7 protein-coding genes are annotated in these 16956 nt (G+C 41.9%); all 7 read left to right on the plus strand.

Annotation, left to right across the window (positions count from 1 at the left end; translation table 11 throughout):
* Positions 1-9 precede the first annotated feature (9 nt).
* The 7 genes from FO440_RS02265 to FO440_RS02295 all read left to right on the plus strand — a co-directional run bounded on the left by FO440_RS02265 (position 10) and on the right by FO440_RS02295 (position 16949).
* On the plus strand, positions 10-2424 hold the full coding sequence (locus FO440_RS02265; protein WP_144246601.1) for an ABC transporter permease: 2415 nt from the start codon (positions 10-12) through the stop codon (positions 2422-2424).
* Positions 2425-2438: 14 nt separating this feature from the next.
* Complete coding sequence (locus FO440_RS02270; RefSeq protein ID WP_144246602.1) at positions 2439-4799, plus strand: ABC transporter permease; 2361 nt, start codon at positions 2439-2441, stop codon at positions 4797-4799.
* Between the two features lie 64 nt (positions 4800-4863).
* Positions 4864-7257 carry an ABC transporter permease gene (locus FO440_RS02275; protein ID WP_144246603.1) on the plus strand — a complete coding sequence of 798 codons (2394 nt, stop codon included), beginning with the start codon at positions 4864-4866 and terminating at the stop codon, positions 7255-7257.
* Positions 7258-7267: 10 nt separating this feature from the next.
* Positions 7268-9691 (plus strand): ABC transporter permease, encoded by a 2424-nt coding sequence (locus tag FO440_RS02280; RefSeq protein ID WP_144246604.1) that lies wholly within the window; start codon positions 7268-7270, stop codon positions 9689-9691.
* A 57-nt stretch (positions 9692-9748) separates the two neighbouring features.
* Positions 9749-12118, plus strand: a complete 2370-nt coding sequence (locus tag FO440_RS02285; RefSeq protein WP_144246605.1) for an ABC transporter permease — start codon at positions 9749-9751, stop codon at positions 12116-12118.
* A 12-nt stretch (positions 12119-12130) separates the two neighbouring features.
* Positions 12131-14560, plus strand: a complete 2430-nt coding sequence (locus FO440_RS02290) for an ABC transporter permease (RefSeq protein ID WP_144246606.1) — start codon at positions 12131-12133, stop codon at positions 14558-14560.
* A gap of 13 nt (positions 14561-14573) precedes the next feature.
* A complete protein-coding gene (locus FO440_RS02295; protein ID WP_144246607.1) occupies positions 14574-16949 on the plus strand; it encodes an ABC transporter permease in 2376 nt (791 codons plus the stop codon).
* The last annotated feature ends 7 nt before the right edge of the window (positions 16950-16956 follow it).

Consider the following 16956-nt stretch of genomic DNA (forward strand, 5'->3'; position numbering starts at 1 on the left):
ATTCAAATCATGATCAAGAATTATTTTAAAATAGCCTGGCGCAGCCTTTCAAGAAATAAAGGATTTACTACGCTTAATATTTTAGGATTGGCCCTTGGTCTGGCAGCTTGCTTGTTGATTGTTTTATATGTGGTTGATGAGCTAAGCTATGATCGTTACAACGAAAAAGCCAGCCGCATGTACCGCGTAAATGAAGACCTTAAACTTGGCGACAATAAAATGCAATTTGCCGTTGCCATGCCGCCCCTGGCCAAAACCTTAAAGCATGATTTCCCCGAGGTTGAGAATACGGTTAGGTTAAGGCCAACCGGCTTTCATGTAAAAAAAGGAACCGAGTCTATTCCCGAACCAGATGTTGTATTTGCAGATGCATCGGTATTTGACGTATTTACTTTGCCTATGATATATGGCGATAGATCATCTGCCTTAGCCGAGCCTAATACTGTTGTATTATCAGCGTCGGCAGCATTAAAATATTTTAACAAATTAAATGTAGTTGGCCAGACCTTAACTATTGAAAACAACCAAATCCTTAAAATTACAGGGGTGATCAATGACATGCCCAAGCAGTCGCATTTTCATGCTGACTTTTTGGAGTCGCTGGCTACCCAGGACGGCAGCCGATCAAATAACTGGATAAGCAGCAATTACAATACCTATATTTTATTTCGCGAGGGTGCCGATCCTAAAAAACTGGAAGCACAGTTTCCGCAACTGCTGCGCAATTACGCTGCTGCCGACATACAACACGCCACCGGAGGTGATATTGATGCCTTTGAAAAAAGCGGCAGTCATTTTAGGCTCAGTTTAACGGCGCTAACAGCTATACATCTGCACTCAAACCTGGTTGGCGAAATGGAAGCCAACAGCTCGGCCCAATATGTTTACATATTTTCGGCGATAGCGTTGTTTATTTTAATTATTGCCTGCGTAAATTTCATGAACCTATCTACCGCCCGCTCCGCCAACCGGGCGCGAGAAGTTGGCGTACGTAAAGTATTAGGGTCAGCGCGCAGCTATCTTATCGGTCAGTTTTTAACCGAATCGATATTGATCACGTTGATAAGCGCAATTATCGCTTTGGTAATAGTGATTATAGCTTTACCTGCATTTAATAACCTGTCGGGCAAAAATATCACCTTAAACATCGGCGTGTTAACCTGGCTTATACCTGCAATATTTGTTGGTGTGTTAGCAATTGGTAGTTTGGCAGGATTATACCCGGCGATATTTTTATCGGCATTTAACCCTATCAACGTATTAAAAGGTACTTTGGCAAATGGCTTTAAAGGCAGCAACCTGCGCAGCTCTTTAGTGATATTTCAGTTCGCTATATCTATTTTCCTGATCACCGCTACCCTGGTTATTTATGGTCAGCTTAAATATATCCAAAACCGCGACATCGGTTATAACCGTAACCAGGTACTTGTAGTTAAAAACAGTTATGAGTTGGGTAATAAGGCCCGTGCTTTCAAACAAGAAATTAAACAAATACCTGAAGTTGCGAACGCAACGCTTAGCGGTTTTTTACCCACCTCTGGCGCACGTGCTGCCGATGCAATATTTAAAGATCAATCAAAAGATCCTAAAAAAACTATTATGCCGCAGCTATGGCAGGTTGACAATGATTATATAACAACCCTGGGCATGAAAGTGGTTGCAGGTCGTAATTTTTCTGACAAGATGCCAACCGATTCGGACGCGGTTGTAATTAATGAAACGGCTGCTAAATTTTTAGGGTATGCTAACCCTGTAAACAAAATATTGTACAGACCAGCAGACAATAATTCATTAAAAGCATTTACCATTATAGGCGTTGTTAAAGATTTTAACTTCAGTTCGCTACGCGAAAATGTTACCCCTGTAGTCATGTTCCTGAACAGGAATAACGGGAATTTAGGTATCAAAGTAAATACAGCCGATATTTCCGGCCTGCTTTCAAAGATCGAAAACAAATGGAAGTCATTTGCTCCAGCCATTAAGATCGATTACTCTTTTATGGATACCGACTTTGATGCTATTTACCGCACCGAACAGCGTATGGGTAAGATCTTTATCATCTTCACAGTGCTTGCCATTGTGATTGCATGCCTTGGGTTGTTCGGGTTATCTGCCTACGCTGCCGAGCAAAGGATCAAAGAAATAGGTATCAGAAAAGTGTTAGGTGCCAGCGTGTACAATATTGCGCAGATGTTGTCCCTTAATTTTATAAAGCTGGTTTGTATTGCTGTGTTGATATCATCGCCGGTTACTTATTATATCATGCAAAAATGGCTGCAAGATTTTGCTTATCGCATAACTATCCAATGGTGGTTATTAGCCATATCCGGTTTATCGGCTCTGCTAATAGCACTTATTACTGTAAGCCTGCAAACCATTAAAGCAGCGGTTGCCAATCCCATAAAAAGTTTACGTACAGAATAATAAACCATAAAGCCATGATCAAAAATTATTTTAAAATAGCCTTCAGGAATATCAGCCGTAACCTGGGTTACACGTTTCTAAATGTTTTTGGTTTAACGCTTGGCGTAGCAGCATGCCTGGCTATTTTCCTGATCGTGCTTAATGAGTTGGGGTATGACAGCCACAATAGCAAAGCCGACCGCACCTATCGTGTTACGCTGCATGCGCTTGATTACAATGCTAATGTGTCCATGGGTATCATCCCTACCATGCGTACGTATTTTCCTCAACTGGAGCATGCCACGCAAGTTTTTTATCAGAAGGATGTCAATATTAAGATAGGCGAAAATCGCTTTGCCGAAAAAAACCTGTTAATGAGTGATAGTGAATTGGATAAGTTATTTGACTATCAATGGCTGGCCGGCAATCATAACACCGCATTGTCTGATCCGAACAGTGTAGTGCTAACTGAAAGCCTCGCTAAAAAATATTTTCCTCACAATAATGCAATGGGCCAACTGATCAACTTTGGCGACAAAAACGCCAAGGTCACCGGCGTTATTAAAGATGTGCCGGCTAACACCAGCCTGCCCGTGGGAATGATCCTGTCATTAAATACCTACCAGGATCAATTTAAACGTATGGCAGCCCATTTCTGGAATATTGCAGGTGGCAGTTATGCGTATATCGTCATCCCTCAAAACTACTCCATCCACACGCTTGAAAAGCAGATGCCTGATTATATTAAAAAAACCTGGGGTAAAGATGTAGGTGCCGATGTCGTGATGCCGTTGCAGCCTTTAAAAGACGTCCATTTTGACCAGCGATATATTAACAACATCATCACCCCTACTTCAAAGGATACTTATTATGCCTTGATCGGTGTAGCGTTATTGATCATCATCACGGCTTGTATCAACTTTATTAACCTGGCCACAGCACGCGCTATTAAACGTGCTAAAGAAGTAGGTGTACGCAAAGTACTGGGCGCAAGCCGCCCGCAACTGATCAACCAGTTTATGGGCGAAATAACCGTGATGGTGCTGATATCCGTTTTGCTGGGCGTAGGTATCTGTGCCTTATTCCTATCGCAGGCAAACGCCTGGATGTCTATAGATATTTCTCCGGATCAGATCTTACAGCCTGAAGTATTGAGCTGGATTGCCGCGATAACTATAATCGTGATCTTGTGCGCGGGCCTTTACCCTGCCTTTGTACAATCGGCTTTTCAACCGGTAGACTCATTCAAGAATAATTCGGGCGTTACATCAGGCGGCTTAACCTTACGCAAGGGTTTGGTAGTAATGCAGTTTACCATATCGCAGATGTTGATAGTAGGTACGCTGATAGTAGCCAGCCAGATGGACTTTTTTCGGAACCAGGACCTTGGCTTTAATAAAGATGCCGTGATATCGGTTAACATGCCCATGCCTGAAAAACGTGAGGTATTTCAACAAGAGTTAACCAGTTTGCCGGGGGTAAAAGAATGCAGCATGTCGTCAGGCGCGCCGTCATACAACGATTCATGGTCGCCTTTCTCTGCCGCGGCCCTGGGCTTTCCGAAAAACAATGTTACCGAGATCAAATTCATAGACGAAAAGTATACTGATATGTTCGGGCTTACTATGCTGGCCGGTCAAAAAATCACCCGTAAAGCAGAAAGTGACACCCTGCATAAAGTAGTAGTGAACGAAACCCTGATGCATGACCTGGCCATTCAGGATCCGCAAAAATTGATCAACCAACGCATTAATGTAAGCGGTGATATGGCTACGGTAATTGGTGTGGTTAAGGATTTTCAAAGCGAGTCAAAACATAAAAAAAGAAGAGCCTGCGTTTTAGAATATGTACCCCGCGGATTTTTTAACGCCAGCATTCGCCTGCAAGCCAAAAATATGCCTGCTACCATAGCGGCAATAGGTAAACAATGGCACCAGCTTTTTCCGGATAATATATTCAAATACGAGTTCATATATGAGCACATAGCGGCCATGTATACGCAGGAACAGAAGGTTTATACAGCATTCCAGCTATTCGCGGGCATTGCCATACTGATAGGTTGTTTGGGATTATACGGTCTGATAGCCTTTGCCGCATCGCAACGTACAAAAGAGGTGGGCATACGCAAAGTGCTAGGCGCGCCGCTGCACAGTATAGTCGGGTTATTTACCCGCGAATTTGCCTTGCTTATTGTCATCGCTTTTTTAATTGCCGCGCCATTGGGTTATTTTATTATGCATAAATGGCTGCAAAACTTTGCTTATCACATCAGCATAGGCCCATCTATATTCTTTGTGGCTATTGCGTCGTCATTGGTTATTGCCGCGTTTACCACTGCTCATCAAACCCTAAAAGCAGCATTGGCAAATCCCGTTAAAAGTTTAAGAAGTGAATAATATGGTGAGTGCTGACTGGTGTATAGTTAATGTTGAGTAGTGAGTCATTTAATAGATCTATAGTATGATAAAGAACTATATCAAAATAGCGTGGCGCAACCTGGTAAGTCAGCGGTTGTTCAGTTTCATTAACATATCAGGCTTGGCAGTAGGCCTTGCCGTTTGCATGATGATCATGATGTATGTGGCCCATGAAATGAGCTATGACCGTTTTCACGAAAATGCCGACCGGATCTTTATCCCGCAGCAATCTTTTACCATGAATGGCAATACCATGAACATGGAATACATGAGTTATGCTGCCGGAGAAATCATTAAACAACGCCAGCCTGTTGTAAAAGACTACACACGCACCATGGCTTATTTTAAACCGGTTATTGCCAGTAACCCCGAAAAACCGGACGCAAAGTTTTCTGAGAAGAACCTGCTATTTGCCGATGGGAATTTCTTTAGTTTTTTCTCATTCAAGCTACTATCAGGCAGTGCACAGCATGTGCTTGACAGGCCGTTTACAGTGGTATTATCTGAAGATATGGCTAAAAAATATTTTGGCGATGAAAATCCCATAGGTAAAACTATCGTCCTGAAAACAGACAGCGCATTTACTTACCAGGTTGCCGGCGTAGCAGAAAACAACCCGTCAAATTCATCTATCAAATATAGCTTTGTTACCTCAAATCAAAGCCTGCTTCAAATGAAAGAGGCTAAACTGTATACCGGTACAAAAGACATCAGCTTTGGTAATTTTTTACCTTATCTTTTACTTAACCATGCTTCGGATACGGCGACATTGAGACGCAGCCTCGACCTGATGGCAAAACAGGACAAAACATTTGATAAAGTTCATTACTCGCTTTCTGCCCTATCCACCACTCACCTTAAAAGCAATTTCGGCGATTCATCAAATTTAAAATACCTTAAAATATTCCCGCTGGTTGCCGTATTGATATTATTACTGGCATTGGCAAACTATATGAATCTTTCGACAGCAAGGGCAACTTTGCGCGCAAAAGAGGTTGGGGTACGTAAAGTATCAGGCGCAAGCCGTAAAACCATCGCAGCACAGTTTTATGTGGAATCGGCTTTATTTACTACGCTGTCATTTGTGTTAGGCTATGTGCTTTGTTACGCGTTTAAGCCCTGGTTTTTAAATGTGCTTCAACTAAAAATTGATAGCTCTTTTTTATATAGCCCAATGGTATTAATACTGTTGGCTGTTCTTTTCATCATCACCATTTTAATTGCGGGAAGTTACCCTGCAGTGATACTGTCTGCCTTTAAACCAGTAGCCACCCTGAAAGGAAAAATGAGCAAAGCTACCGGCGGCGTAGCTGTGCGTAAAGTATTTACTACGCTGCAATTTGCGCTGTCTGTAGGGCTTATCATTTGCGGGATAGTAATTGACCGGCAGTTATATTTTTTCAGGCATAAAGACATTGGCATAAACCGCGACAACGTGGTAATGATCCCTGTGCACAACACCTTTGGCAACAATTATAATGCATTTAAGCAAGATGTAGCGCAATTAAGCGGCATTGAAAATGTGGCAACCTCGCACCATAGCATGTTTCACGGCTATGATATGGTTTCCATCAACGGCAAAACAAAAGACGATATAACTATGGTCGCTTCCTGGATGGGAGACGATCAATTGATAAAAACTCTTGGCTTAAAATGGAAATACGCCCCAGCGACCGGCGAAAGACTTGCCGGCATGGATCGCTTAGTGATCAACGAAGCAGCTATTGCAAAACTTCATTTACCGGTTGATCCTGTTGGCAGCTATCTGCAATCGGGCGATCAAAAATTTAAGATCATTGGTGTATTAAAGGATTTCAACTACAGTTCATTACAGTCAGAAATATCGCCGTTGATACTATTTACACCACCTGCCAAATTTCCTTTTTTTAAGAGAGATGGCTGCAACCTGTTCGCCAAAATAAAAGCCCATACCAACTTACCTACTTTACTGGGTAAGATACAGTCGCTTTATAAAAAGTATGATGCTGATACCCCATTTGATTACACTTTTATGGACGATGCTTTTAACGCGCAGTACCAGGCCGAAGACAGGCTTTCATCCATATTCAGCGTGTTTACCTACATCACCATAGCGCTGGCGAGCTTAGGCCTGTTCGGACTTGCCGCGTTTACCATAGAACAACGCACAAAAGAAATTGGGATCCGTAAAGTGTTGGGGGCAAGTATAGGGTCTATCAACAGCTTGCTGTCTGCCGATTTTTTAAAGCTGGTGATATTATCCATCGTCATCGCGTCGCCAGTAGCGTGGTGGGCCATGCATAACTGGCTGCAAGGCTTTGCATATCGCATAAATATATCGTGGTGGATGTTTGCATTTGCCGGTATGACCGCCATTTTAACAGCAGTGGCTACAGTAAGTTATCATGCACTAAAAGCCGCGTTGGCAAACCCCGTTAAAAGTTTACGCAGCGAATAATTTAATTATTATGATCAGGAATTACATAAAAACCGCCATCCGCTCTTTGTCAAAGAACAAAGGATTTACAGCTATTAATGTTTTAGGCTTATCGTTAGGCCTGGCTGCGTGCCTGCTTATTGTATTTTATGTATCTGACGAATTAGGCTATGACACTTACAATAAAAACATCGATAATATTTACCGCGTCAATACCGACGTAAGGTTTGGCGGTAATGAAGCATCGTACGCTGTGGCACCGGCGCCCACTGCCGCTGCGCTGAAAACCGATTTCCCAGAAATTGAACAAGCGGCAAGGTTTAGGGTAAAGGGCGGCTTTAAAGTAAAAAAGGGTAACCAAAACATCCAGGAGGATATGATGGTTTATGCCGACCCTAACATATTTGACGTATTTACTTTACCCATGATATACGGCAATAAGGCCAATGCTTTAAAGGAGCCGCATACCGTTGTTATCACCGAAAGAACAGCCGAAAAATATTTTAACAGCACCAATGTTGTTGGCCGAACACTAACGTTTGACGATAACACACCTTACAAAGTAACCGGAGTAATTAAAAACATACCACACCAGTCGCATTTTAATTTTGACTTTTTTGTAGCCATGCCGGGCCTTGACGAAAGCAAAGAAGACATGTGGTTCAGCAATAACTTTCAAACTTACATATTACTAAAAAAAGGTGCGGATGCTGATAAGCTAAACGCCAAGTTATCAAGCTTTATGCGCCACCGGGCCGGGCCGCAATTGCAAAGCATTTTACATTTAACCTTTGACGATTTTGAAAAAGGCGGTAATTACTACAGGCTAAACCTTACACCGCTTAAAAAGATACACCTGTATTCAAACAAGCTTTCAGAGATAGATGCTAACGGCAATATCAGGTACGTCTACATATTTTCGGCTATAGCCATATTTATATTGCTGATTGCCTGCGTTAATTTCATGAATTTGTCTACCGCCCGTTCTACCAACCGGGCCCGCGAGGTTGGCGTGCGTAAAGTTTTAGGTTCGCCGCGTAAATATCTTATTGCACAATTCTTAACTGAATCTGTCATTGTAACCCTTGCAGCGGCTGTTATCGGCTTGGTAATGGCCTGGTTATTTCTAGCCCATTTTAATCAAATTGCAGGTAAAGAACTTACTGTTACGCCGCAAATATTAGGCTGGCTTGTTCCGGTTTTGTTTGCCATGGTTATCATTATTGGCGCGCTTGCGGGGTCTTACCCGGCGTTGTTTCTTTCAGGTTTTAACCCTATAGAAGTCTTAAAAGGCAAACTTGCAGCCGGATTTAAAGGCGGCAGGCTGCGAAGCTTTTTGGTAGTGTTCCAGTTCGCCATATCTATATTTCTGATCATAGGTACATTGGTTATTTATAATCAGCTAAAATATATTCAGAACAGGGACCTCGGTTATAACCGCGACCATATTTTATTGGTAAAAAACGTGTCCACGCTTGGCAGTAGTTCACAGGTATTTAAACAAGAGATCAAACAATTAACCGGTGTACAAAATGCTACCCTGACCAGCGCGTTGCCAACCGGGGGATTTCAGAGCAGCACCAGCTTTTTTAAAAGCCCGGTTCCCGATCAAAAGAATGGTATACTTCCGCAACGATGGCCTATAGATGCAGACTACATCCCTACCATGGGAATGAAAATTATATCCGGCCGGAATTTTTCTGATCAGATGCCTACCGATTCAAACAGCGTGATCATCAATGAAACTGCTGCCAGGATGCTTGCATTTTCAAACCCTGTTGGTGCAAAAATGTATGAACCCGAAGACAACAAAATGACACGCCTAAAAGAATACCATATTATTGGCGTAGTTAAAGATTTCAATTTTAAATCGTTACGCGAAAATATAACGCCCATGTTTTTAATGCTTGAACCTAATGATGGCACTTTAAGTATCCGTTTCCGTTCAGCCAATATTCCCGCCTTATTAGCGCAGGTAAAAAACAAATGGGCCCAACTATCGCCCAACCAAGAAATCAATTATTCATTTATGGATAAGGATTTTGACTCGATATACCGTGCAGAGCAACGTGTAGGCTCTATCTTTATGATTTTCACCACATTGGCAATAATAATTGCCTGCCTGGGCCTTTTCGGCCTTGCAGCCTACGCAACAGAACAGCGTACTAAAGAAATAGGCATCCGCAAGGTATTAGGCGCAAGTCTGTCAACCATTATAGGCATGTTATCTGCCGACTTTGTAAAGCTGGTTATCATCGCCATTTGTATCGCCTCGCCGGTTGCCTGGTGGGCCATGAATAAGTGGCTGCAAGACTTTGCCTACCGCGCAAATATCCAATGGTGGATAGTGGCACTTGCCGGGGCAGGCGCGATATTGATCGCCTTTATTACTATAAGTTTCCAATCAATAAAAGCCGCGCTGGCAAACCCTGTTAAAAGTTTAAGAAGCGAATAAAACAGTGAATGGTGAGTAGTGAATAGAAAATAGCGAATTACTTAATGAGCATATATTATGTTAAAGAATTATATCAAGATCGCCTGGCGAAACATTATTAATAAGAAATTATACAGCGCTATAAATATTATAGGGCTTACGGTTGGTTTAGCTGTTGGCTTACTGATACTGCTTTGGGTGCAGGATGAAACCAGCTATGACAAATTCAACACTAAAATAGATCGTATTTATAAAGTAAACGCATCTATTGGTGCCGGCGCAAGCAAACAGGTTTGGGGTGGCGTGCAACCACCTGTAGCTTTTTATGCCTTAAAAGAAGTACCTAATATAGAAAGCGCAGTAAGAATTATCGACGTTTGGAAATACAGTAAATTCACTTATCAAAACAAAACAATAAGGGTAAATACCCCGATGAAATTTGTTGACAATTCTTTTTTCACCATGTTCGATTACCAACTATTGAAAGGTGATGCAAAAAAGCCTTTTCCTAATGATCAGTCTGTAATCTTGTCCGAGAGCGAAGCAAGGAAATATTTTGGCGACACAGACCCTATTGGTAAAGTTTTAACAGCCAATAATAAAGATCTATATACAGTATCGGGCGTTATTGAAGATATGCGTGCCAACTCATCAATCCAGGCGGGTATGCTTTTCTCCATGAAAGCTAAAGCGAAAGAATACGATGGCAAAGGCATGTGGAAAGCAATGGACGAAGATTGGGGTAATTACTACACCCAAACTTATCTGCTGATCAAACCTAATGCGTCAACCACATCAATTGCAGATAAACTAACCCGCATACACATGAAGCTTCAACAAGGCATCAAACCTACTGACGGGGTTTATCAATTACAATCTTTGGCCGATGTGCATTTGTATAATCCTGACGGAACATCCTCTGGGGCGCAGATCGTTAAAATATTTACCATTGTAGCCATATTGATCTTATTGATCGCCTGTATCAACTATGTCAACTTATCAACCGCCAGGTCAGTATTACGCAGTAAAGAGGTTAGCGTACGCAAGATCATCGGTGCAGAACGCAAGCACCTGTTTTTTCAGTTCGTTTTTGAAACAGTTTTATGTTTTCTGATCGCCCTAGCTCTGTCTTTCGCACTCATTTATGCTATCATGCCGGTATACAATCGCATCGCCGGTAAAGAAATGCAGTTTAATTTATTTAGTGCCGGCGTCTGGAAGGTAATAGGAACTACCATTGTGGCTACATTGGCTGCGTCAAGTATTTATCCTGCAGTTCTGTTATCGTCATTTCAACCCATTGATGCTTTAAGAAGCAGAAGTACTGCTGTTGGCAGCGGAGCATTTAGAAAAGTGCTGGTAGTATGCCAGTTTGCTTTTTCAATCGGGTTGATCATTGGTACACTTGTTATTAACCGTCAGCTTAATTTTATCCAAACCACGCAAGTAGGTTTTGACCGTGACCATGTTTTTTCAGTAAATATGGGCGATAACATGTTCCCGCATCAGGAAGCCGTTAAAGCAGAATTGCTACGCCATCAAGAAATATCGGGTGTGGCAGTTGGCGACAACATCGTTAGCGGCGGTTCATCAACCGGGGATACCGATTGGGATGGCAAACCTACAGATGCCAGCATGATCATTCATCCCTTTTTTATCGATAAAAATTTCATCAATGTATTTAAAGTTCAATTTGTAGCGGGTGGTAATTTTACCGGCGAAAAAGCAGACAGCGCTCACTTTATCTTAAATGAAACCGCCGTACGCCAGGCCGGCATAAAAAACCCTATCGGCAAACGTTTTAAACTATGGCAAACCGATGGTACCATCATTGGCGTGGTTAAAGATTTTCACTTTGCATCATTAAAACAAGCCATTGAGCCGGCCATATTTACATATACCGCAAAATCGGGCCAACTCTTTGTACGGACCACCGGTAAAGATGCAGCGGTTGCCATTAAATTAGTACAAGGCTACCATGAGCAATATAACCACGGCGACCCTCCTTTTGAGTACAAATTCTTAGACGAAGATTTTAATAACATATATAAAACCGAGCAAAGCACCAGCGCGCTGTTCAACATCTTCGCGGGCATTGCCATATTTATTTCATGCCTTGGCTTGTTTGGCCTGGCAACCTACACTGCGCAGGTAAAGGTTAAAGAAATTGGCATCCGTAAGGTATTGGGCGCAAGTGTTGTAAGCATAACCACCATGTTGTCAAAAGATTTTTTATTGCTGGTGATCATATCATTGGTGATAGCAGGGCCAATAGCCTGGTATGCTATGAATACATGGCTGCAGGATTACGCGTACCGTGTTTCGTTAAGCTGGACCATAATTCCGTTTGCAGGCATATCAGCTCTGTTGATCGCGTTGGCAACCATCAGTTTCCAGGCAGTTAAAGCAGCTTTAACAAACCCGGTAAAAAGTTTAAGAAGTGAATAAGACTATCTCATCATGATCAAAAATTATTTCAAAATAGCCTGGCGAAACATCGTACGTCACAAAGCTTACTCGGCAATTAATGTGGCAGGTTTAGCTATTGGTGTTGCTGCCTGCCTTTTAATATTTGTAGTGATACAATTTGAGTTAAGCTATGATAAGTTTCAGCCCAACTACAATAAAATATACCGGGTTGTGATGCAGCAAAAATCAGGCGATGTTACAGAGTTTTATCCGGGTATTCCTTACCCAATGTCTGAGGCCTTGCGTGTTGATTTCCCGGGTTCAAAATTTGCAACCGTACAGACAAGCTACGGTAGCCAGATAACCGTTCCGGCAAATACAAACAATACCACAATTAGCAGTGCTGATAAAAAATTCACCGAAGACATGGGTGTATTGTTTATACAACCACAATTCTTTGACATTTTTAAATACAAATGGCTATCCGGCGGTGCCGATGTGTTGGAAGCTCCAAACACGGTTGTTATTAACCGCAGCACAGCTAACAAGTATTTTGGCGACTGGAAAAATGCCGGCGGTAAAGTTATCCGTATGGATAACCGGCTTACTTTAAAGGTTGGGGGTATTATTGAAGACGTGCCGTCAAATACCGATCTGCCCTTACGTGTATTGGTGTCTTACTCCACATTAAAATCGCACTTAGCAGAATATGATCTTGAAGATAGCTGGGGAAATAACAGCAGTAACCATGAGATCTTCATGATGCCGCCAGACAACCAATCTGTAAGTACCATAAATACGCAGCTAAAAATATTTACTCAAAAACATTACGGGAAAAATGAGGCCAAAACAAGGTTTCACCTGTTACAACCTTTGTCTGATATGCATTTTGATACCCGCTTTGGCAACACCCTTGGCGATCATATCACAAATAAAGCTACTATCCGTACGCTATCATTTATAGCCGTACTTATCATTTTAATGGCCTCAATTAACTTTATCAATTTGTCTACCGCGCAATCGGTTGGCCGGTCTAAAGAGGTGGGTATCCGTAAGGTATTAGGCAGCAGCCGTGTGCAATTGATCAAGCAATCAATAGGCGAAACGGGATTAATTGTGATTTTCGCACTAATAATAGCGATAGGTATAGCCAAACTGGCCCTGCCCTATTTAAAGAATATCGCAAGCGTGCCTGATGATATTAACCTGATATCAGAAGGATCCGTTATATTTTTATCATTAATGACACTTGCCATTGTACTGATATCAGGCATATACCCGGCGTTGGTTGTATCAGGCTTCAGGCCGGTGCTGGCGCTTAAAAACAAGATAACTGCCGCATCTGTAGGCGGTGTACCATTGCGCCGCGTGTTGGTGGTAACGCAATTCTCTATCTCACAATTGCTAATTATCGGCACCATAGTGGCAGTTAAGCAAATGAACTTTGTAAACACCGCCGACTTGGGCTTTAATAAAGAAGCTGTGTTAATTATTCCGGGCAGTACAGATAGTATCAGCTTGCAAAAGTCGGCCAGTTTTAAACAAATGTTTTTGCAAAATCCAGGTGTAAAATCGGTGAGTTTTATATCAGACCAACCCTCATCCCAAAATAACTGGTCGGCAAACTTTTACTTTGATAATTCAGGCACAGACAAAAACTATCACTTGTACATGAAATTTGGCGATGCCGATTATTTTAAAACCTTTGGCCTGCGCTTTAAAGCGGGGCAGCCTTATTCGCAAAAAGACACCACATCGGGGATTGTCATCAATGAAACTTTTGCAAAAAAACTGGGCATACAAAATGCCAATGCCATTATAGGTAAAACAATAAAAATAGGCGGCGGTAAATGGCACCCTATTGTTGGCGTTGTTGAAGATTTTAAGACCAACACCTTACGCGAAGCCGTTAAACCAACAATAATTATACAGGACAAGAAGGAACAAGGCGAAATAGCGGTTAAATTAAATACCCGCAATTTATCGCGCACGGTAGCCTCTGTACAAAAAGCTTGGGAAACAACTTATCCTGAATATGCCTATAATGGCTATTTCCTTGACCAAAACATAGCAGACTTTTATAAACAGGAAAACCAACTGGCATTGATCTATAAAATATTTGCCATGATAGCCATTTTTATTTCATGCCTTGGTTTATATGGGCTGGTATCATTTATGGTGGTGCAGCGCACCAAAGAAGTGGGTGTGCGCAAAGTATTAGGTGCGTCTATAAGCAGTATTGTTTACCTGTTCTCAAAAGAGTTTATGGCACTCATTACCGTATCTTTTTTAATTGCTACACCGCTTGCTTATTACATGATGAATAGCTGGCTGCAAAATTTTGTGTTCCGTATTCCATTATCAGCAACTGTATTTATACTGGCCATAGCGGCATCAATAATAATAGCATGGTTAACCGTGGGTTATAAGGCCATTACCGCCGCCCTGGCAAATCCGGTTAAAAGTTTAAGAAGCGAATAAAATTATCCCGATCATGATCAAAAATTATCTCAAAATAGCCTGGCGCAATTTAAAACGCAACAAGGCATACGCATTTATAAGTGTAACAGGCTTAGCGCTGGGTGTTACCTGCGGCATATTAATATTTACGCTGATAAGTTATCATTTAAGCTTTGATAATTTTCATAAAAATCCCGACCGGATCTACCGTTTTTATACCGAATGGCATGACGGAACCGTAGGCATGGCCAGCGCAGTACCTCAACCTTTGGGTAAAGCATACCGGGCTAATTTTAATTTGTCCGAAAAAACTGCACGGATCATTAGTTATTCAGGTACCCTTATCTCACTACCCGGTAAGGACATCAAAAAGTTTGAAGAAAAAGACGGTGTAGCATTTACCGAACCTGAATACTTTGATATCCTGAATTTCCCGCTGATACAAGGCGATAAGAGAAATATCCTCGCCAAACCCAATCAGGCATTAATAACCGAAAATATCGCCAAAAAATATTGGGGCACAAGTGATGTTATAGGTAACACTATCCGCCTGGACAATAAGATCAGTTTTACCGTCACCGGAATATTGAAGGACCTGCCGGCAAATACGGACCGTAAGCAGGAGATCTATGTATCATACGCTAATTTGGACGAGTACACGGATAAACGTCATGAAGATGCCTGGGGTGGTGTTTACAGCGGAAGCCAGGCATTTACCCTGTTGAAACCCAATGTAAGCGTTGAACGGGTGAATGCCGCGCTGGCGCAACTCGTAAAAATGAATTTTAAAGGCCGCGACGCTAAAGTGTGGAACTTTAAAATACAGCCGCTTTCTGACATCCATTTTAACGCCGATCTGGATGGCTATGCTGACCGTAAATATTTATGGGCATTGTTTTTTATCGGCCTGTTTTTAATTATAACTGCCTGCGTAAACTTTGTTAACCTGGCTACAGCGCAGGCGCTTAATCGGGCTAAAGAGGTAGGCATCCGCAAAGTATTAGGTAGTTTGCCGCGTCAGTTATTCTGGCAATTTATAGCAGAAACTGCTTTAATCACATTGGTGGCTACTTTCTTCGCGGTAATACTGGCCGAAGTTTCTTTGCCGCTGATCAATAATCTCTTCCAGTCAAAGATGCAGTTTAACTGGGCATTACTTGCGCCGTTTATTTTTATTATCATCTTGATCGTGGTTTTTTTATCAGGGTCATACCCAGGCTTGGTGTTGGCGCGGTTCCAGCCTATTTTGGCTTTAAAAAGCAAATTATCACAAAAACATATCGGCGGCTTTTCCTTGCGCAGGGTGCTAGTTGTTGTTCAGTTCTCTATTTCGCAGGTATTGATCATCGGTACTATTATCGTAGTGGCTCAATTACATTATTCCCAAAACACAGACCTCGGTTTCAACAAAAATGCCATTGTAATGGTGCCGCTGCCAACTGATGATCTGTCAAAAATGAAAACATTGTTAAACAGGTTTAACGAAGTAAACGGTGTCGAAAAAGCAACGCTTTGTTACTCGGCGCCCGCATCGCAGTCAAACAGTACTACCGGTGTAAACTTTGACCACCGTGCCGAAGATGAGCATGGGGGCATAAATGTTAAAGCCGGCGATGTTAACTACTTGTCATTATTTGGGTTAAAATTGGTAGCAGGGCGTAATTTCTTTGCAGCTGACACCACCCGTGAATTATTGGTAAATGAAACTTTTGTCAAAAAATTGAACCTGAAACCAAAAGACGTGATCGGTAAGATTTTAAGTATTGATGGCCACCATACTACCGCGCCAATAGTTGGTGTAGTTAAAGATTTTTATAACTATTCTTTTCATACAGAAATTTCGCCGATCTGTATCTCGCCTAACTATCATAGCTATTCAAACGTTGCTTTAAAGATCAATATGCACAGCGCAAATTCGTCGCTTGCATCCATCGAGAAAATCTGGAACAACACTTTCCCGGATGAACTTTATTCTTACAGCTTTTTAGATGACAGCATAGCTAAGTTTTATGAAATGGATAACATCTTGCTTAAACTGATAGAAGCATTTGCCGCGATTGCCATATTAATAGGCTGCTTAGGCTTATACGGTTTGGTATCATTTATGGCCGTACGCAAAACAAAAGAGATAGGCGTACGCAAAGTTTTGGGTGCTTCCATACAACATATTCTATGGCTGTTTGGCAAGGAGTTTTGTAAGCTATTGCTTATAGCATTTTTTATAGCTGCGCCAATAGCCTGGTGGGCCATGAATAATTATTTAAAAGATTTTGTGTACAAGATCTCTATCGGCCCAAGTATCTTCTTATTGTCAATAGCATCCACATTTATTATAGCGGCCATAACTGTTGGCTACCGGGCAACTGTCGCGGCAGTTACAAACCCGGTTAAAAGTTTAAGAAGCGAATAAACATATG

The organism is Mucilaginibacter corticis (genome assembly GCF_007558865.1).
GTDB classification, from domain to species: Bacteria; Bacteroidota; Bacteroidia; order Sphingobacteriales; family Sphingobacteriaceae; genus Mucilaginibacter; species Mucilaginibacter corticis.